The 18,938-nt window shown below is 36.1% G+C and carries 23 protein-coding genes and 1 pseudogene; 13 read left to right on the forward strand and 11 right to left on the reverse strand.

Going from position 1 to position 18,938, the window contains the following annotated elements; all coding sequences use genetic code 11:
* Positions 1–51 precede the first annotated feature (51 nt).
* Together HCB45_RS09350 and HCB45_RS09355 are read left to right on the forward strand one after the other, a co-directional pair.
* Positions 52–360: a metal-sulfur cluster assembly factor gene (locus HCB45_RS09350; RefSeq protein ID WP_003763640.1), complete on the forward strand. Its 309-nt coding sequence runs from the start codon at positions 52–54 to the stop codon at positions 358–360.
* Positions 361–437: 77 nt separating this feature from the next.
* Positions 438–1,313 carry a GNAT family N-acetyltransferase gene (locus HCB45_RS09355; RefSeq protein ID WP_185619676.1) on the forward strand — a complete coding sequence of 292 codons (876 nt, stop codon included), beginning with the start codon at positions 438–440 and terminating at the stop codon, positions 1,311–1,313.
* On the opposite strand, the gene HCB45_RS09360 is transcribed toward HCB45_RS09355, so the two are convergent.
* The gene (locus HCB45_RS09360; protein ID WP_003763637.1) at positions 1,310–1,663 is read right to left on the reverse strand and encodes a PTS sugar transporter subunit IIA; all 354 of its coding nucleotides are present in this window, start codon (positions 1,661–1,663) and stop codon (positions 1,310–1,312) included. The genes HCB45_RS09355 and HCB45_RS09360 overlap by 4 nt on opposite strands.
* Before the next feature lie 151 nt (positions 1,664–1,814).
* On the opposite strand from HCB45_RS09360, the gene HCB45_RS09365 reads away from it, so the two are divergent.
* The 3 genes and pseudogenes from HCB45_RS09365 (at position 1,815) to HCB45_RS09375 (ending at position 3,027) form a co-directional block, all read left to right on the forward strand.
* On the forward strand, positions 1,815–2,006 hold the full coding sequence (locus tag HCB45_RS09365) for a hypothetical protein (protein WP_185319404.1): 192 nt from the start codon (positions 1,815–1,817) through the stop codon (positions 2,004–2,006).
* A gap of 26 nt (positions 2,007–2,032) precedes the next feature.
* A pseudogene (locus tag HCB45_RS09370) lies at positions 2,033–2,342 on the forward strand (hypothetical protein).
* Positions 2,343–2,505: 163 nt separating this feature from the next.
* The gene (locus tag HCB45_RS09375; RefSeq protein WP_003723656.1) at positions 2,506–3,027 is read left to right on the forward strand and encodes a type 1 glutamine amidotransferase domain-containing protein; all 522 of its coding nucleotides are present in this window, start codon (positions 2,506–2,508) and stop codon (positions 3,025–3,027) included.
* Between the two features lie 40 nt (positions 3,028–3,067).
* Here the strand turns inward: HCB45_RS09375 and HCB45_RS09380 are convergent, their stop codons facing one another.
* Positions 3,068–3,334, reverse strand: a complete 267-nt coding sequence (locus HCB45_RS09380; RefSeq protein ID WP_003737336.1) for a hypothetical protein — start codon at positions 3,332–3,334, stop codon at positions 3,068–3,070.
* A 112-nt stretch (positions 3,335–3,446) separates the two neighbouring features.
* Positions 3,447–4,739, reverse strand: coding sequence for an NCS2 family permease (locus tag HCB45_RS09385; protein WP_185319402.1), 1,293 nt, complete (start codon positions 4,737–4,739; stop codon positions 3,447–3,449).
* A 173-nt stretch (positions 4,740–4,912) separates the two neighbouring features.
* On the opposite strand from HCB45_RS09385, the gene HCB45_RS09390 reads away from it, so the two are divergent.
* Positions 4,913–5,542 carry an HAD family hydrolase gene (locus HCB45_RS09390; RefSeq protein WP_185619678.1) on the forward strand — a complete coding sequence of 210 codons (630 nt, stop codon included), beginning with the start codon at positions 4,913–4,915 and terminating at the stop codon, positions 5,540–5,542.
* Between the two features lie 42 nt (positions 5,543–5,584).
* Here HCB45_RS09390 and HCB45_RS09395 read toward each other — a convergent pair whose 3' ends face one another.
* From HCB45_RS09395 to HCB45_RS09415, 5 genes are all read right to left on the reverse strand, one after another.
* Positions 5,585–6,733, reverse strand: a complete 1,149-nt coding sequence (locus HCB45_RS09395) for a pyridoxal phosphate-dependent aminotransferase (RefSeq protein ID WP_185319457.1) — start codon at positions 6,731–6,733, stop codon at positions 5,585–5,587.
* Between the two features lie 75 nt (positions 6,734–6,808).
* Positions 6,809–7,534 (reverse strand): amino acid ABC transporter ATP-binding protein, encoded by a 726-nt coding sequence (locus tag HCB45_RS09400; RefSeq protein WP_185319400.1) that lies wholly within the window; start codon positions 7,532–7,534, stop codon positions 6,809–6,811.
* Positions 7,527–8,987 carry an ABC transporter substrate-binding protein/permease gene (locus tag HCB45_RS09405; RefSeq protein ID WP_185619680.1) on the reverse strand — a complete coding sequence of 487 codons (1,461 nt, stop codon included), beginning with the start codon at positions 8,985–8,987 and terminating at the stop codon, positions 7,527–7,529. The genes HCB45_RS09400 and HCB45_RS09405 overlap by 8 nt, the downstream gene beginning before the upstream one ends.
* A gap of 191 nt (positions 8,988–9,178) precedes the next feature.
* Positions 9,179–10,177, reverse strand: coding sequence for an inorganic phosphate transporter (locus HCB45_RS09410; protein WP_185319398.1), 999 nt, complete (start codon positions 10,175–10,177; stop codon positions 9,179–9,181).
* 13 nt (positions 10,178–10,190) lie between these two features.
* Positions 10,191–10,811, reverse strand: coding sequence for a DUF47 domain-containing protein (locus HCB45_RS09415; protein WP_003723380.1), 621 nt, complete (start codon positions 10,809–10,811; stop codon positions 10,191–10,193).
* A 385-nt stretch (positions 10,812–11,196) separates the two neighbouring features.
* Between HCB45_RS09415 and HCB45_RS09420 the strand changes: the two genes are divergently transcribed.
* Genes HCB45_RS09420 through HCB45_RS09430 form a run of 3 tightly spaced genes read left to right on the forward strand, consistent with a single transcriptional unit; the run spans position 11,197 to position 13,128 of the window.
* Positions 11,197–12,081, forward strand: a complete 885-nt coding sequence (locus HCB45_RS09420; protein WP_185619681.1) for an aldo/keto reductase — start codon at positions 11,197–11,199, stop codon at positions 12,079–12,081.
* A complete protein-coding gene (locus tag HCB45_RS09425; RefSeq protein ID WP_185319396.1) occupies positions 12,078–12,734 on the forward strand; it encodes a DNA alkylation repair protein in 657 nt (218 codons plus the stop codon). The genes HCB45_RS09420 and HCB45_RS09425 overlap by 4 nt, the downstream gene beginning before the upstream one ends.
* Position 12,735: 1 nt before the next feature.
* The gene (locus tag HCB45_RS09430; protein WP_185619682.1) at positions 12,736–13,128 is read left to right on the forward strand and encodes a VOC family protein; all 393 of its coding nucleotides are present in this window, start codon (positions 12,736–12,738) and stop codon (positions 13,126–13,128) included.
* 12 nt (positions 13,129–13,140) lie between these two features.
* Here the strand turns inward: HCB45_RS09430 and HCB45_RS09435 are convergent, their stop codons facing one another.
* Both HCB45_RS09435 and HCB45_RS09440 read right to left on the reverse strand, forming a co-directional pair.
* Entirely contained in the window at positions 13,141–14,010 is an 870-nt protein-coding gene (locus HCB45_RS09435; RefSeq protein WP_185319394.1) for an RluA family pseudouridine synthase, read from the reverse strand.
* A 21-nt stretch (positions 14,011–14,031) separates the two neighbouring features.
* Positions 14,032–14,586, reverse strand: coding sequence for a bifunctional transcriptional activator/DNA repair enzyme AdaA (locus HCB45_RS09440; protein WP_185319393.1), 555 nt, complete (start codon positions 14,584–14,586; stop codon positions 14,032–14,034).
* Positions 14,587–14,731: 145 nt separating this feature from the next.
* On the opposite strand from HCB45_RS09440, the gene HCB45_RS09445 reads away from it, so the two are divergent.
* The 4 genes from HCB45_RS09445 to HCB45_RS09460 all read left to right on the forward strand — a co-directional run bounded on the left by HCB45_RS09445 (position 14,732) and on the right by HCB45_RS09460 (position 17,632).
* Complete coding sequence (locus HCB45_RS09445) at positions 14,732–15,214, forward strand: methylated-DNA--[protein]-cysteine S-methyltransferase (RefSeq protein ID WP_185319392.1); 483 nt, start codon at positions 14,732–14,734, stop codon at positions 15,212–15,214.
* 92 nt (positions 15,215–15,306) lie between these two features.
* Positions 15,307–15,696 carry a GntR family transcriptional regulator gene (locus tag HCB45_RS09450; protein ID WP_185607826.1) on the forward strand — a complete coding sequence of 130 codons (390 nt, stop codon included), beginning with the start codon at positions 15,307–15,309 and terminating at the stop codon, positions 15,694–15,696.
* Positions 15,693–16,568, forward strand: coding sequence for an ATP-binding cassette domain-containing protein (locus tag HCB45_RS09455; protein WP_185607827.1), 876 nt, complete (start codon positions 15,693–15,695; stop codon positions 16,566–16,568). The genes HCB45_RS09450 and HCB45_RS09455 overlap by 4 nt, the downstream gene beginning before the upstream one ends.
* Positions 16,568–17,632, forward strand: a complete 1,065-nt coding sequence (locus HCB45_RS09460; protein ID WP_185319389.1) for a hypothetical protein — start codon at positions 16,568–16,570, stop codon at positions 17,630–17,632. Before HCB45_RS09455 ends, HCB45_RS09460 begins: the two co-directional genes overlap by 1 nt.
* Positions 17,633–17,671: 39 nt before the next feature.
* Here the strand turns inward: HCB45_RS09460 and HCB45_RS09465 are convergent, their stop codons facing one another.
* A complete protein-coding gene (locus HCB45_RS09465; protein WP_185319388.1) occupies positions 17,672–18,865 on the reverse strand; it encodes an MFS transporter in 1,194 nt (397 codons plus the stop codon).
* Positions 18,866–18,938: the final 73 nt, after the last annotated feature.

Below are 18,938 nucleotides of genomic sequence, written 5' to 3' on the forward strand. Positions count from 1 at the left end.
CATATATGATACAATAAATGTACAAAATTGCAAAAAGGAGGCATATGCTTCATGGATGAGCAACTAAAAGAAAATCTAATGGGCGCGCTGGAACAAGTAATTGATCCGGAGCTTGGAATTGATATTGTAAACATTGGACTTGTATATGATGTTGAGTTAGATGAAGATGGGCTTTGTACCGTATCAATGACGCTTACGACGATGGGCTGTCCACTTGCAGGGATTTTAACAGAGCAAGTGCAAATGGCATTAAGTGATATCCCAGAAGTAAAAGATACGAATGTGAATCTTGTTTGGAATCCACCTTGGACGAAAGATCGTATGTCACGCTATGCAAAAATAGCACTTGGTATACGTTAAATTAAATAAAATTAACAGGTAGGGCGTATGTTACGCCGTGCCTGTTATTTTTATACGAATGAATCGAGGAATTTTAAATGAATTATGAACTAATAAGTGATTATAAAGACAATAAAATGTACCGTGATAGTTTTAATAAACTTGCAGAAAGTACGTTTGATATTAATTTTGAAGAATGGTTTCAAAAAGGGTTTTGGAATGATAAATATATTTGTTATTCTTATTTAGATAAAAATGAAATCATTGCTAATGTTTCTATCAATAAAATGGATCTGATTTATCAAGGGAAGGATTGTAAGGCGCTTCAAATAGGTACAGTAATGACCCATCCAGAGTATCGCGGCCAAGGGCTTATGAAGCAGTTATTGGATCATGTAATCACTAAGTATGAACATGACTATGATTTTCTTTATCTTTTTGCAAATGATTCTGTGCTTGATTTTTATCCGAAGTTTGGTTTTGAGCGAGTGGAAGAGAGTAGTTTTACCGTGGATGCTAGTATTTTGAAAAAGAAATTTTCCAAAATAAAAAAGCTGAATCCCGATAATAAAACCGATTTCCAGCTAATTAAGCGCATTGTATCCGAACGAGTACCACTTTCTAGTACATTAGATGTGAAAAATAGTGAAGACTTGCTTATGTTTTATTTATTGATAGCTTTAAAAAATGATATTTACTATATAGAAGAAATAGATGCAATTGTTTTATTTGAGCGAGAAGAGACGGACTTGTATGTATTAGATATTCTTAGTGTCAAAAAACTAGATGTGGTGGAAGTTTTAAGTTATATGCTTAGTGACGGAATCATGACGATACATCTCTTATTTACGCCTGAAAAAGATACGCGTATTGATGCGGCATATATTATCGAGACGGAAGATATATTATTTGTGCGTCCGAAAATCCTTACAAGTGAATCTTATTTCTTATTTCCAGCTACGTCTCATGCTTAAGCTAGCTGATTTTCTAATTTTGTTAGGCGTTTTTCTAAGTTTTGTTGATGTTTATATTGTTCAATGATTCTTTTGGCTAGTTGTAGTTCGGCTTGGGCAGTCATTAAATGGTCTTGTCCGTGAATTAATAAAAATGACGGGTGTGCTACGGTTTCGGTGTCGCGAATCGAGACTAGTTTTGTTTGCCAAACGTGACCTTCTTGAAACTGTTCTTGGGCCATTTGTAAATGCTTGTCTGCCTGATCAAATTGGTATTTTTCAGCATAATCAATTGCTTTATATGCTTCTTTACGTGTGTTTCCCCCATGTAAAATGAGTTTTACAACAGCTTCTTCTACTTGAATCTCCATTTTTCCACCCCAACAGTTGATTGTTTTCTTTTATTGTAGCAAATGGCTAAACAATATGACAATAAATTAGCAATAAATCAGCCTATGGAAGGATGTATTTCATTTCGTTGCGCGTATAATGGGATGTAGAAAAAGGTGTGGAGGGATTAAAATGGAAGAACGTTTGTATGAACTAGAAGATAAAGTGCAGGATTTAGAGCTAGAAGTACACGATTTACGTGAAAGAATTCAACTACTCGAAGATAGACCAGCTGCTCGTCCTAGTCTGATTGGACATAATGTATGGGTGTTAATTCCATTAGTCGCTATTTTTTCATGGATGGTTGTTGAAATCTTTGGTTAAAAGGAGCTTTTAATAGTCTCCTTTTTATTTATAAAAATTTATTTTATACAAAAGTATATGATAATAGTAAAGTTTTCTTGTTTTTTTAAGTTCGTCACAAAAAATCTATATTTATTTACTTGCTTTTTTCGAGAACAATAGTAAAATAAGTTATAGGATAGAGTTTTACCTCGATGAAAGTTTCATTTTATTAATGTGATTTTCATGGGGATAAGACCCTATCATGGTTATAATGACTTTTGGTGTATCCATCTTCCAATAGAATGGCAACTAGTCAGACATCTGTTTAGACACCAAAATCATTATTTGTTTTCATTCATCTCATTGGCCGTGTAGTTTATGTCTATGCCTCATCCCGTTATGCATGGACGACCGAACATGATGGCAACGCTGGAAATGTTTATTTCGAGCGTCTTTTTTTGTCTTCTTTTATAGGCGGAATAATTTAATAACAACCTAGTTATTGTTATACTGTAGAGGAGGATAGGAGGAGATTTATATGACTTTAAAAGGTAAAAAAGTTATTGCACTTGTCAGTGAAGACTTTGAGGATTTAGAACTTTGGTATCCAGTGCTTAGATTGCGCGAGGCAGGAGCTTCTGTGCATTTAGTGGCAGAGGAAGCGAAAAAAGTTTATCACGGTAAGTACGGAGTCCCTGTTACTTCTGACTATGATTTTGATTCTGTTCGCGCAGAAGATTATGATGGGATTTTAGTTCCAGGTGGCTGGTCCCCAGATAAGCTACGTCGTTTTGATAGTGTACTCAATTTGGTTCGTGCTTTTGATAAAGCGAAAAAACCAATTGGACAAATTTGCCACGCTGGTTGGGTACTTGTTTCTGCCGGAATTTTAGAAGGTGTGAATGTAACAAGTACGCCAGGAATTAAAGATGATATGACAAATGCGGGAGCTATTTGGCATAATGAGCCAGTTGTAACAGACGGACACATTATCTCGAGTCGCCGCCCACCAGACCTTCCAGAATATTTACCAGCGTTCATTTCTGCTCTAGAAGATTAAAAAAAGAAGCATTTCCGTTTTGGGAATGCTTCTTTTTATTTTAAAAGTAAAAAGTAACAATAAAACCAATAAAACTAGGAATAGCTGCAACTAAAAGTAGGATACTCCAGCGTAATTGGCTTTTTCGACTAGGGTTTCCACTGCGACCACCAAAGGAAACGAAGGCGGATAGAATGATGGATGCAAAAACAATGATAGTTGTAACAATGGAATAGAGAGTGGATACAGTGTAATCAGGTATCAAAAAGCTTGCTAGAAAAACAACCACAGCAAGTGCGACACCGGCGAGTAGAGATTTTAAAAACACGACAAGTTCAACTCATTTCTAATTAGTTTCTCTCTTCTTTATAGCAAAATAGCGGGTTTTTGTCCAATAAAAGAGCGCCTACCTGAGTTTGGTAGACGCTTTTATCCATTTATTAATGTGGTAAAAATGCTACAAGAATGAAGAATAATATGGCGATAACGATTAGGAACCAGTTAAGTTCGCGCCATTTACCAGTGAATACTTTTAATACAGGGTAAGAAATAAATCCGAATGCTAAGCCGATAGCGATGCTTGAAGTAAGTGGCATAGCTAGAATAACTAAGAAAGCAGGAAAAGCTTCATCTAGCGTATCCCAATCAATTTCTTTTACTGCGCCAATCATCATGCTACCAACAACGATAAGAGCTGGTGCCGTAATAGCAGAAATTCCAGAAACAGCGCCGACGAGTGGAGCGAAGAATGCCGAAACCATGAATAGGATAGCTACTGTAAGAGTAGTAAGACCAGTACGTCCACCAGTTGCAACCCCAGCTGAAGATTCGATATAAGCACTTGTTGGAGTTGTACCGAACATAGAACCAACACTTGTTGCAACCGCATCAGCCATTAATGCTTGTTTGGCGTTTGGTAATGATTCGCCTTTCATCAAGCCTGCTTTTTTAGCAACACCGATCATTGTACCGGTTGTATCAAAAATCGTTATAAGTAAGAAGGACAAGACGACAGCATAGAGCCCGTAACTCATCACATCACCAAAAGCGTGAATAGGATTAGTGAAGACGAATTCTGGCATTGGTGGAAGTTTGACAATACCTTGTGTAAATTTAAGTTCACCAGTGATAAAAGCAATGATACCAGTGGCAATCATCCCAATAAATAAAGCACCTTTTACGTTTAAAGCAAGCAAGATTAAAGTAATTAAAAGACCAACAATAGCTAAAATAGCTTCTTTGGAATGTAAGTCACCTAAACCTACTAAGTTAGAATCATTAGAAACGATAATGCCTGTCATACGGAAGCCAAGGAAAGCGATAAATAAACCAATACCGGCAGTAATCCCAGCTTTTAAATTATGTGGAATGGCTTCAATGATTTTTTCACGAAGCGGTGTTAAAGATAATAGTAAGAAAATAATACCTGCTACAAAGACCGCAGCGAATGCGACCGAATAATCTAGTTTTTGTGTTGTAACTACTGTTACGAAATAAGCATTCATACCAAGTCCTGGCGCAATCGCGATTGGATAGTTAGCGAAAATCGCCATCCATAATGTACCAATAACTGCTGAAATGATTGTTGCCATAAATACAGTATTGAATGGAACACCTGCTGCGGAAAGAATTGCTGGGTTAACGACTACAATATAAACCATCGTGAGGAATGTAGTAAAACCAGAGATAACTTCCGTTTTAACATCTGTACCGTTTGCCTTTAATTGAAACATGCGTGTGTTTCACTCCTTTTTTAAAAATCATGCTTAATGGTAAATAACGAACATTAAAAACCACAAATACAATATTATTCGTTTTTTACTAAAAAAGCAACCCTTTTTTGAAGATTTCTTAAATAGTTTATCTATGTTACAATGAAAGTATCACTTATACTAGGAGGATGCATGTGAAGGCGGTTGTTTTTGATTTTGATGGGACCATGCTTGATACGGAGAATTTATGGTATACAGAGACAATGAACTATTTGAAAGATACGTATGATATTGATTTGCCAGATGAAATTTATCAACAAATTATTGGCACAAGTGAAGAACCGATTATTCGTTATATGATGGAAGCAACGAACGGGGCTTTTGATAAAGAAGCTTTTTTAAGTACCGTGGCGGAAGCTTGTTATCTTGGCCAACAGTCACTTGACTTTCGTGATGGTTTTAAAGAATTTTTTGAACAAGTAAAAGCGAATGATTATAAAATAGGTCTTGCAACGAGTTCGGGATTTGACTGGATTGAGCCTACGTTGGATCGTCTGGGCATTTTAGCTGATTTTGAAACGATTCAAACGGCGGATCATGTGGATGAAATTAAACCACATCCGGCACTTTATTTGCAAGCAGTAGAAGCTCTTGGTGTGAAGCCAGAAGAAGCCATTGCTATAGAAGATTCAAAAAATGGTGCACTATCCGCAATGCAGGCGGGGTTAAAAGTATATATCGTACCAAATGAAGCTACGAAAAATATCACTTTTCCAAAAGGGGCGACGGTTGTTTCTTCTTTTGCAGAAATCAATTTAAAATAAAAAAAGAGCAAACTTGCGAATGAAGCGAGTTTGCTCTTTTGATTAAAATGTTAATTTAGCTAGACGGTCAAATGCTTCTTCTAGTACACTTATGTCTTGGGTTGCGGCTAAACGAACATAGTTATCACCAGATTCACCGAAAGCTAGCCCAGGAATTACGAGGACTTGTGTTTCTTTTAAGACATATTCTGTGAAGGAAACAGAATCCATTTGTGTTTTGGAAATATTAATAAAGGCATAAATCGAACCTTTAAGTGGATGTAAGGAAAGATAAGGGATTTCTTCTACCCGTTTTGAGATGTATTCTAGGCGTTTTTGGAAAGTTTTTGTGACTAAAGGAATTAGTTTCTCGGAATGGTTTAACGCGTAAATAGCTGCTCTTTGGGACGGCGTGGGAGCGGAATAAGTAATTCCTTCATTTATGATCTTCGCTGCTTCATTTAAATAAGTAGGAGCAATCATATAACCTAAGCGCCAACCTGTCATCGCGAAATTTTTAGACATGCTACCAAATGTAATCGTATGGTCCGGTGCAAATTTGGCCATTGGTACGAAGTCTTCATAAAAACTAAAACCATCATACACTTCATCAGATAAAATAAAGAAATCATATTTTTGGGCTAAATTAGCAATTTTTTCAAAAGTTTCTGGTGAAAAAACAGCACCAGTCGGATTGTTAGGTGAATTTAAAATTAAAGCTTTCGTTTTATCGGTAATGGCTGCTTCTAAAATATCGACATTAATCGCAAAGTCGTCTTTTTCATATGTTGGAATGATAATTGGCGTACCACCAGAATTCAATACTTGATCTTTATAAGGAGAGAAGTAAGGTTCATGAATAATGACTTCATCGCCGTCGTCTAAAATGGTTTGCAAAGTTAAATACATGCCATGAAGTGCGCCGACTGTTGCACGGATTTGGCTACGTTCAAAAGAAAGGGCATAGTTACGGCTGAAATAACCACGAATCGCATCGATTAGTTCCACATCCCCACCAGATTCTGTATATTTTGTATGACCAGCTCGAACATCTTCGAAAGCAGCATTAATAATCGATTCATCCGTGATTAAATCAGGATCACCGATGGATAAATCGAGAATATCAGGCATTGTTTTTGCAAGCGTTCCAATATCAGCTAGGATATTAACGGGCATTTGTTGATGTTTTTTAGCAATCTTTGAATTATTCATCATGTTTAATTAGCTCCTTTTTTCTATAAGTGCAGATAAACGCCTCACCTAAAATAGGCGAGACGTAATCTATGTTTATGCTAATACTTTTCCTAAAAAGTCTTTAGTACGATCGTTTTGAGGGTTTCCGAATATTTCTTCTGGTGTACCTTGTTCTTGAACCACTCCGGCATCCATAAAGACAACACGGTCGGCAACTTCTCTTGCAAAGCCCATTTCGTGTGTGACAACAACCATCGTCATACCTTCTTTCGCAAGCGACTTCATAACGCTTAAAACTTCACCGACCATTTCGGGGTCGAGTGCGGAAGTTGGTTCATCGAATAGCATTACGTCAGGATTCATTGCAAGGGCTCGCGCAATAGCGACCCGTTGTTGTTGTCCACCAGAAAGCTGGGAAGGATAACTAGTTGCTTTATCAGCCAGGCCGACTTTTTCAAGTAGAGAAAGGGCATGTTTTTTAGCAGCTGAACTATCTTCGTTTTTTACTTTCATTGGAGCTAACATTAGGTTTTCAAGGACATTTTTATGCGGGAATAAGTTGAAGTTTTGGAAAACCATGCCCATTTTTTGACGAAGTTCGTTCACGTTTGTTTGTTTTGCCATTAGGTCTTTGTTTTCGAAGAGAATTGTGCCGGTTGTTGGTTGTTCTAATAAGTTTAGGCAACGTAAGAAGGTACTTTTCCCGCTTCCGGAAGGGCCGATAACTACGACCACTTCTCCGGATGCGATTTCAAGGTCAATGCCTTTTAAGACTTCTAATTTACCGAAATGTTTGTGTAAGTTTTTAATATTAATCACTTGTTCTCATTCTCCTTTCAGCAACACCTAGTAGCCTTGACAAGCTAAATGTTAGTACAAAGTAAATTAATGATGTGATGATTAGCGGGATAAACGGTTTGAAGCTTGCTCCTTGGACTACGCCAGTCATAAACATTAGTTCTGTTACACCGATAACCGATACGATGGAAGATTCTTTAATAACAGTGACGAATTCATTCCCAAGTGCAGGCAGAATATTTTTCACAGCTTGTGGCAAGATGATATAACGCATGCTAGCTCCTTGTGTCATACCAAGGGAACGAGCTGCTTCCATTTGGCCTTTATTGACAGCAGAAATACCTGCGCGGATAATTTCAGCAACATAAGCAGCACTGTTTAGCGATAGGGCGATGCAACCAGAAACAAAGGCGGATACATCCATACCGATAATTTGTGTCCCGAAAAAGACGATGAAAATCTGAATTAGAAGTGGCGTACCACGAACAAATTCAATATAACATGCTGCTGGCCAGCGTAACCATCTTGTTTTCGCAAGTTTCATAAGGGCTAGTAATGATCCGAGAATTGCGCCACATAATACGCCAATTGCAGCAAGAGCAATCGTAATTAATGTACCAGTGATAAAGTAATTACCGTATTTTTCGTAAAAGCTACCGTCTTGGAACATTAGTTTGTTGGCTTCGTTTTGGTATTTCTTCAGTAAGCCGGTATCTTGAATATTTTTAATAGAAGCGTTAACTTTTTCTTGTAAAGCGGTGGAACCTTTTGGCATTGCAATGGCTGTCTCCTTGCTACCATTGACAAATTTAATATCTGCTAATGCGAGTGTTTTATCTTGGCTAATATAAGCTTCTGCAACTGGACCTTCTAATACTACTGCATCAAGTTTATTGCTTTTAAGGTTCAGGATTAAATCGGGTACTTTTTGAAGGGAAACAACGTCTGAACCAACTAGTTCATTTTTAGCTAATTCTTCTTGCGTTGTTTGTTTTTGGGCACCAACTTTAATGCCATTAAAATCATTTACACTTGTAAATTTCTCTTTATCCGTTTTTCTAATTACAACGCGTTGTTGTACAAACATATACGGGTCAGAGAAATCGACTTCTTTTTGACGTTCTGGAGTTGGTGACATACCAGAAATAATCATATCAATTTTGCCAGTTTTTAGTGAACCGAGCAAGCTATCGAAGTTCATTTCTTTAATATCTAACTTAACGTCTAAATCTTTGGCAATTTTTTCAGCGATACTTACATCAAAACCGACAACCTTATCTTTACCGTCGATGGTTTGATGAAATTCATACGGCGGATAATCAGCAGAAAGTCCAACTGTTAAAACACCTTTTTCTTGAATTTTAGTTAAAGTTTCATCTTGCGTATCAGCGGCTAACACTGTTGTGAAGCCAGAAAATACAAATATAAAAATAAGTAAAATTGCTGTGAACTTTTGTAATACATGCTTCTGCATAAGTACAACTCCCTTTAATATTTGAGTAATTTATAATAAATGAATCGTTATTATCGATGTTTATTATAATACATCAAAATGAGTAAATATGCAATAAGTTTTTAAGATAATCTTGATTTGTTCTTGTTTTTATTAGTTTTATTCAAAAAAATGTATAAAAAGAGCCTTGCTATAACAAGGCTCTAAATAAATTATAAGATGAATCTTAGTACGTAGAAGATAAGAGCTGCAATCGTTGCAGAAATAGGAAGTGTGATAACCCATGTAATAATCATGCGCTGGGCTGTATCCCATTTTACTCCTTTAACACGGTGAGCTGTTCCAACACCAAGGATAGAAGAGCTGATTACGTGTGTTGTACTAACTGGTAAATGAATGAAAGTCGCACCGAAAATAATAATAACAGAACTTAAGTCAGCTGCTACACCGTTAACGGGTTTGATTTTCATAATTTTACCACCAACTGTTTTGATGATTTTCCAACCACCAATACTCGTACCAATTGCCATAGCTACCGCACAGGATACTTGAACCCATAATTGCACATCATCTGTTGATTGGAAACCACTGGCAATTAAAGCCATTGTGATTATCCCCATTGATTTTTGTGCATCATTTGTTCCGTGTGTATAGGATTGTAGGGCGGCTGTACCGACTTGAATCATTCGGAAGCGCCGATTGGTCGTGGCTAAGTTTAAGTTCTTCAAGAAAATCTTGAAGAGTGAATATATCGTGTAACCGACTACGAAAGCAAGTACAGGAGATACTAATAAACCAACAATGATTTTAGTAAATCCACTATATTCGATAGCTGCAAATCCGGCTGATGCAATAGCTGCACCTGCAATGGAACCAATCAAGGCATGAGAGGAACTACTAGGAATCCCGAAATACCAAGTAATTAAGTTCCATGCGATTGCCGAAAGTAATGCTGCTAAAATAACAAGTTCCCCGTGACCTAAATCAAATGGGTTAACAATGTCTTTTGTAATAGTTTTGGCAACTCCTGTGAATGAAATAGCACCCACAAAGTTCATTACTGCTGCAAGAATAATCGCATGTCGTGGTTTTAAGGCTTTTGTAGAGACACTAGTCGCAATTGCGTTAGCTGTATCATGAAACCCATTGATTAGGTCAAATGCAAGCGCAGCAAGTACGATGACAAGGGTGATTAGAAACATTCCTTCCATCTATCTAGGTCCCTTACGCATTTTTCATGACAATTGATTCAAGCGTATTGGCAACGCTTTGACAACTATCAGCAATGTCTTCTAATTTTTCATAAACTTCTCTTAGACGAATAAGTTTAATTGGATCTTTTTCGTTTTGGAAAAGTTGGATTAGTGATTCGCGGTAAACATCATCACATTGAGATTCGTAATCTTTAATTTGAATTGCAAGTTTACGAACATCTTTTAATTTTTTATCAAAAACAAGGTCAACTGCTTTTTCAATTTCAACAGTGCTTGCTTGGATAGCTTGGATAAATTTAGTCATGTATTCATCGTAATGAGTGATTTGGCAGATTTCAAGTGAGAAAGCTGTTTCATCAAGTGCATCCATCACGTCATCAAGGCGGTTAGTAAGTTCTAACATATCCTCACGTTCGATTGGTGTGATAAAAGCGTCATTTAATTCCATAATCATTTTATGAACCATGGAGTCCCCAGCTGTTTCATATTCTTTGATTTTATTCGAGAAAGTATGTAAATCCTCCACCGAATTAATGTTGTAAGTTGCAAAGAAATTTGCACCTTCATGTAAATTTACTGCAATGTCATGCAACAACGAAGCAAAACGGTCTTTTTTATTTTTAAAAGCCATTTTCTTAATTCCCCCGATCATTTTTGGTCATTAATAATCAGCTCGCTTTTACTTTGAAAAGGGAGCTTTTTTCTTAACGATAAGTTAACAAAAACAAATAAAAAATTTGATAGATCTTTACCACAAATTAATACTAACATAGGATGGGAATAAATAGGAAACTTTTTTTTGCTGAAAGCGCAAATAAACGACCTGACAGCGTTTCCAATGGCTGTTTTTAGGTGTTTCATTAAATGAATAAAAAAAGTGGATTTTTTGTGGCTTTTTATTAGGAGAGTAAGGTGCATTTCGGTATACTGGTTTTAAAATATAAATTTGCGAAAATAGTGTATAATTCATTTAAGAGAAAAAGTTCACAAATAGTTTTCGTGAGGAGGGTTTTGTTTTGACAAAAACTTTACAAGACAGAATGGTATTACCAGGGAATGAGACAATTCCTTATATTGGGCTTGGCGTTTTTCAAGTAACTGAGCAAGAATTTATCGCTGGCGCTGTAGAGAAGGCCATTGAAGTTGGTTATCGGTTGTTTGATACAGCGGCAGTTTACAATAATGAAGCCATTGTTGGGCAGGCGATTGCAAGTAGTGCAGTCTCGCGAGAAGAATTATTTATTAGTTCGAAAGTGTGGAACGGGGATCTTGGCTATGATGAAACCTTAATTGCTTTTGAACGTACGCTTCGAAATTTGAAGTTGGATTATTTGGATTTGTATTTAATTCACTGGCCAGTAGCGGGTAAATACCGAGATTCATGGCGAGCTATGGAGCGACTTCATGATGAAAAACTTATTAAATCTATTGGGGTTGCGAATTTTAAACAACATCATTTAAGTGATTTATTGGTTACCGCAAATGAAAAACCAGTTTTAAACCAGGTGGAAACGCATCCACTTTTACCGCAAAATGACCTTCGGAAATATTTGGCGGAACAGAATATCGCGCATGCTGCCTGGTCACCGCTCGCTAAAGGAATATTAATGCAAAATCCGGTTATTACAGAAATTGCGAAAAAACACCAAGCTTCTGTTGACCAAGTGATTTTACAGTGGCATTTGAACCGAAATACGATTATTTTCCCTAAATCGATTACGTCTAGCCGCATTGAAGAAAATTCGCGACTTTCATACTTCCAGCTGGATGCAAGTGATATGGAAAAGGTCGACCGACTAGAAACAGGTAAACGAGTTGGGCCAGACCCAGATGATTTAGAATACTTTTTAAGCAGTATTGAACGAGAACGTGCTTATTTAACAGGTAGGGAAACCGAATGACGACTATTCAAACGTTATTTCGTGCTAATCGTTCTGTAGTAGATGCCAAGCCAATGGAAGCATACATGAAAAACCAATTCTCATTTTTAGGAATTAGAGCCGCTGAACGAAAAAAATTAGTAGCTGATTTTTTAAGAGGAAATGGTATGCCGGATGATTTACTGGGACTTGTTGTGGAATTGTTTGCAGAAGAAGAGCGTGAATTTCAATACGCGGCAATTGATTTATTAAGTCGCTATGGGAAAAAGCAAGCCAGTGAAGCAATTGAAATCTATGAGCAATTAATTACGACGAAACCATGGTGGGATACGGTGGATGGCTTAGCTGGAACGGTTGTAAGTAATCATTTTAAACTATATCCCGATTTAATCCCTATCTATAATGAGGCGTGGATAAACGGAGATAATATTTGGCTAGCACGAACGGCCATTTTATTTCAATTAAAATATAAAGAAGAAACAGATGTAGATCTCTTATTCTCCAATTGTGAGAAATGGTTCGGTTCCAAAGAATTTTTTATTCAAAAAGCAATTGGATGGGCGCTTAGACAATATGCAAAAGTAGATAGTGAGGCAGTTCGCGACTTTGTAAACAGCCATACACTTGCACCACTTAGTCGCAGAGAAGCGCTTAAACATATTGGGGAGGCGTGAAATGTTACATCATGTGGAAATCTATGTAGCTAATATCGAAAAAAGCCGGCTATTTTGGTCTGAGCTGTTAGAAGAGCTTTCTTATGAATTAAATCAAACGTGGGATGAAGGATTTAGCTATAAATTTGGAGAGACGTATTTAGTCTTTGTGCAAGCCGAGGAACCATTTCTAGCAGAGGGTTATCATCGTAAGCGAATTGGGCTTAACCATTTAGCTTTTCACGGTGGTACAAAGGAATGCGTGGATGCCTTTCGAGCTAAATTAAAAGCAAAAGGAATCAAGCTTCTATACGAAGACAAGTTTCCTTTTGCTGGTAGTAAAAATCATTATGCTGTGTTTTTTGAAGATCCGGATGGTTTGAAAGTAGAGATTTGTACAGAAGTCACAATTTAATATTGTGGCTTTTTAAAATACCCAATCATCTCCAGCAGGTGCGGAAAAATTCATTTCTTTACCTTTGAAAGGATGATTAAGATGTAATTTCTCTGCGTGTAACATAATTCGATTTGCACGACTTGAACCACCGTAAAGTGTATCGCCAATGATTGGATGACCGATTCCGCTTAAGTGAACACGGATTTGGTGCGTCCGGCCAGTTTCAATTTGGCATTCTACAAGAGATGTGTTATTTTCATTGTTATTTTCTAGAACTTTGACGTGAGTCACGGCTGGTTGACCATAAGGACTGATTTGACGTCTTGATCCGTGATGTCGGTCTTCACCAATAGGTTTATTAATCGTCTGCATCACAAGTCCCCACGTGCCATCAACTGCAGCAAGATAAGTCCGGTGAATCGCTCTATTTTCCATTTGCCACGATAATCCAGCGATAGCTAACTTGTTTTTAGCAAAAAGGACTAAACCAGAAGTTGTTTGGTCAAGCCGGTGAACAGCTAAGGCATTTGCTTCTTGTCCTGTTTTTTCTAAATAATATTGCACTGCATTTGCGCACGTATTTGTTTCGTAGCTGTCATTTGCGTGAGTTTTCATCCCGGTAGGTTTATTAACTACTAGTAAGAAGTCATCTTCATAAATAATTTCTAAGTCATACTCGTAAACCGGGATTTTATCGTGCAAGATAATTGGTAAAGAAAGACTTGCGCCCACAAAAAGCGGGGTATTCCAGTCGTCTAGCGGTTTATTATTTAGTAAAACATCCTGAGACATTCTAATTTCATGTCGTGCTTTTTTTCCAAGGTGAAATTTTTCTTGCAAAATAGCTGTTAAAGTAAGACCTTCCCAGTCTTCTAAAATAGGTAAAGTTAAATGCGTCATATAAGTTTCATCCGTTCTAATTTATTTTTGTTCTTTTCGAAATTGGTTTGGCGATAAAGCTGTATGTCTTTTAAAAGTAGTAGAAAAATGGGAGGAATTAGGAAAGCCAGACATTTTTCCGATAAGTTCAATAGATAAGGTTGTGTTTTGGAGCTGATTTTTTGCATAGTCCATTCGAATATTGTCTAAATAAGTAATCGGTGTAATGTTAGTAATCCTTTTAAATGTCCGGTGCAGATGATAGGGACTACCATGACAATCTTCGGCAATAATTTGTAAAGTTAGTGGGTTTGCAAAATTTTCTTCAATATAAGCCTTGATGTTACCTACCCATTCTGCATCGGGCAAATTCTTCCCTCCAGATTTGCATCGTTTGCAAGGGCGATAACCATGAGTAATTGCTTCTTCTTTACTATGAAAGATAACAATATTTTCTTTTTTAGGTAAACGTGACTTACAAGAAGGAAAACAAAATATTTTCGTAGACTTTACACCATAGAAAAAACTACCATCAGCAGCGTGGTCATTCGTTGAAATTGCTTGCCATCTTTTTTTAGTTAAGTAATAATCTGTCAATGTAATCACCTCAACTTCTTCTTAATCATAAACGTTATAAAGTAAAATTGCGAGAAAAACTTTTCTAATCTTGCTATTATGGCAAGAATGCATAGGAAAAACAATCTGGTAAGCGTATAATTAATAATTGAAAGAGGTGAGGGAAATGGAGAAGTTCTATGATGATTCCATCCAGATTGCTGGAGAAAAAATTTATTTCGCCGCGACTGATAAAGGTTTGTTTTATGTTGGGAAAAATGAGGAAAACTTGCAATCAGCGACACATGACCCAGAGAAAATGAGGAAATATAAAGCAGAATTACTTGCTTATTTAAATGGAGAAAGTATTAATTTCACTTCCCCTATTGATTTATCCGGAACAGCATTACAATTAGAAGTTTTTGAAGCTTTAAAAAAGATTCCCTACGGAGAAACTAGGACATACACAGAAATAGCTGCACAAATTAACCGTCCAAAAGCAGTACGAGCAGTAGGAACAGCTATTGGAAAAAACCCTTTGCTTGTGGTTATCCCGTGCCACCGAGTCATCGGGAAAACCGGAAAACTAACAGGTTATAGTGGCGGTATTCCAATGAAACAAGCGTTATTAAATTTAGAAAAAACGAACGTAAATCAATTCCCTTTTTAAAAAGGGAATTGATTTATTTTTACATCTACTGTACTATTATAGCTAGTACAATTAGTTCTCTTTAGTTGAAAGACATGAAAGCGGGGGGAGAGATGTTTATTATTAATACAAAAAGTCAACTACCAATTTATGAACAAATCGTCCAAAAAATTAAAGAACAAGTTGTCAAGGGCGTACTTCAAGAAGGTGAAAAAATCCTCTCTATACGTGAGTTTGCCAGCAGAATAGGAGTGAATCCAAATACTGTGAGTAAAGCATATCAAGAATTAGAACGTCAAGAAGTAATCGTCACGGTTAAAGGAAAAGGAACATTTATTGCGGACCAAACGGAAAAAAATAGTTCGCCAAAAAAGTTAGCGGAAACTAAACTAAAGCTAAAAGAAATAATTTTAGATTTAGTTTACCTTGGAATTAATGTGGAAGAAATACATAAATTATCTGTTGAATACAGTCAAGACATCATTGGAGGTGACAAAAGGTGAGAGTTGATTCGCTAAGTAAAAAAATTGATGGAAAGCTTTTGCTTGATAAGATAACATTTGAAGTCAAGCCTGGTGAGATTGTTGGTATTGTCGGACGAAACGGCATAGGAAAAACAACCCTTTTTCGGACAATGATGGGCTTTTACATTCCAGATGAAGGAGACGTTTACTTAGATGAACCAATAAGTAAACACCCCGAATTAAAACAAAAAATATTTATGCTACAAGATAACTTAGGCTGCTGGGATGGCTATAAAATTCCCACGATAAAAAAATTCTATCAAAAAACGTATCCATTATTTGATGGAACTAAATTTGATTTACTAATGAAGCAAGTCAACCTTGCCACGGATGTTAAGTTTCAAACTTATTCTAAAGGAATGAAAGCACTTTTTGGTTTAGTTTTAGCGCTTTGTATTGGTGCAGATTTTATTTTGCTTGACGAACCTATGGAAGGCATAGATGTTATCGCTCAAAAGAAAATTACTGGGATTTTATTAGAAGAAGTAGAACAGCGGAAATTAGGTATTGTAATATCTTCACACCGCCTAAATGACTTAGAACCAATTGCCGATTATATCCATATTTTACAAGGAAATCGTATTAAAGAATCCTATCATCTAGAAACATTACGTGAACAAGCAGTCAAAATACAAATTGCGTTTGAAAATAAAAAATTACCGACTATTTTGCTTGAAAATGGTAAAGTAATTAATAAATATGGTCGAGTTTATACAATTTTATTCCAAGATATGAATACAGAATTATATACTGCTATAAAACGAGAAAAACCAATTTTCATGGATGAACTTGCGGTTACGTTAGAAGACTTGTTTGTTTATCATTTAGAGGAACAAGGGGGAGAAGAATAATGAGCACAGGGCTTCTCTATAAAGAATGGCGTCAAAACGCTTGGATCTTTTTATTTATAATTATTGCTTTTATTGGTTCTGAAGCAATGACAGCTACTAATTCAGTAGATATGTTTAATCAAAATTATAAGTATTATCAGTCGGAAGAGTTTCAAAAAGCGAATGTAGATGACCAACAACTAACGCCAAACGAAATTAAAAATGATTTAAGTTTAACTCCCTATGATTTTGAAGGGAATTTAGCATTATTTATTTATGTGTTTTTGTTTTTAGGATTAAAGCTGACAGTATTTGAAAAAAATAAACAAATGGATTATTTTACGTTTGGCTTACCTTATTCTAAAAAACAGATATTTTGGCATAAATTACTTATTCCGGCATTACTCATCTTTATTGCAGCTCCCATTATTATTTGCTTAAGATTTTTGTATGTATATCAGCAAATCCCGAATGTATATTTGCCGAGTATTTCGGATTCTGGTATGTATATTACCTCTTTTTTACTGTTATTTTTGTTCTCTTTCACAGTAGCAATAGCTGTTGGAAATCTTGTTGGAGAAATAATCGCTGCTGGTATCGTGGTTTTAGGTTCAGTGATGAGCTTTTTCTATATGTTTCCAGGTGCAACAACTAATTTGATAGTGGGTTTTAAAGCCTATTTAGAGGGCAAATCATTAGTTGATGTGGATGGTGGAGCAGTTATGCTTTTTTCAGCCCTACCAACTTCCTTTTTAAGTGGGAGTTTGATTATGGGCGAATTCATTGTACTGGTTGGCTTATCTATTTTAATGTTACTAATTGGCTGGTATGCGGTAAAAACGGCTTCTCTTGAAAACAATGGTAAATTCTTAATGAATAATAAATTACGTATGCCGATACTCATTATTGGTTCTATTTATACAACAATATGTTTGGGAGGACATTACGCTACCTTTAATTATGAAAACCTAATAACAACCACACAAGTTGTGACTTTGATTATTAAAATGATTTTGATTTTCATTATTACTGCAATAGCTTTCTGGTTTTTAATGTACAAATGGAAAACATTAAAAAAATCATAAAAAAAGTACCGAGGTAGAAACTTCCTACCTCGGTATTTTTTAAATATAATCACGTGCAAATTTTTTCTTTCTGGCAAATACGATTAATAAAAGAACTAATCCAAATAATGCGATACCAGCATTTAGTAAGAAAATAGCGGCAATATCGATTCTAGAAATAGCAGCAGCGACGAGCGGAATAACAAATACGGCAATACCTTCAGCGATAGTATAAAGACTAGTAACAAAACCTTTACCACGTGCAGAAACTTCAGCAAGCAAAGTTAACCCTAATTGGATAATGCCGCCAGCAGAGAAATAACCGAGTAAGAAAGCACCCACTAGACATACAATTTCAGTTGGGAATGCAAAAAGCGAAAAGGAAACTAACATTGTCATCGTTACATATGTTATTAAAATGTAAAGTGTTTTAACCCCACGATTTCCTAGAATAAATGTTACGCATACGCATAATATAGCGCCAACACTAGCATAGCTAACAAGTAATCTAGAAGCATTATCAGTCATATGAATAACTTCAGAACCATATTTTGCTATCCATTGACTCATAATATAAAGAAGCGTTTGAGCTACAAATCCAAAGAGAATCAAACAAATTTCATCAATACTAAAACGAAAGGTTTTTTTCTGTTCTTCCATTATTTCTTTCTCAAAATCGAGGGGCTTTCCAACTGTCATTGGTGGAAAAGTCCGAGTTAAAGTATACAGTAAATTAATAAGTAAAATCACAATTAACACGATAAAGCTCCAGCCGTACCATAAGTTATTTGCTAAAATAAAAGCAATCATAAATGGTAAGAGAAACTGCCCAGCTTGCACAAAAGCCTTTACAACAATGTTAGCTGATGCTGCTTTTTTAGGATAGGCTTCCATTAATGCAGGGTAAGTACCTGTATCAAGGAAAGAGTTTGCAATTCCTGCTGAAATACCGAATGCATAAGCTACGATAGTATTTGGACTTAACAGAATACCGCCTAAAAAGATAATATAGAAAAATACGCCGAGAATAACGGATAATTTACGCCCGAATTTATCTGATAGCTTTCCTGATATAAAAACAGCGAGTAATTTACCAATCCCAAAAGAAGATACCACACCAGCAGCACCAGCTAAATCTGTATGCCATTTTTGAGATAAAAAATCAATATTCTGTGCAATGATGATTAATGCCATACCATGAACGAAGTAGTTCATATAAAGCCCTAGTGAAGTAGATAAATACTTGTTTTTCATAGTCTACTCTCCTTTATGTAGTTACTTTGGAAGACCTTTTCATGAGAAATGCCCTTACTTTTAAAACTTTAGT

It is taken from the genome of Listeria farberi, assembly GCF_014229245.1.
In the GTDB taxonomy this organism is placed as follows: domain Bacteria; phylum Bacillota; class Bacilli; order Lactobacillales; family Listeriaceae; genus Listeria; species Listeria farberi.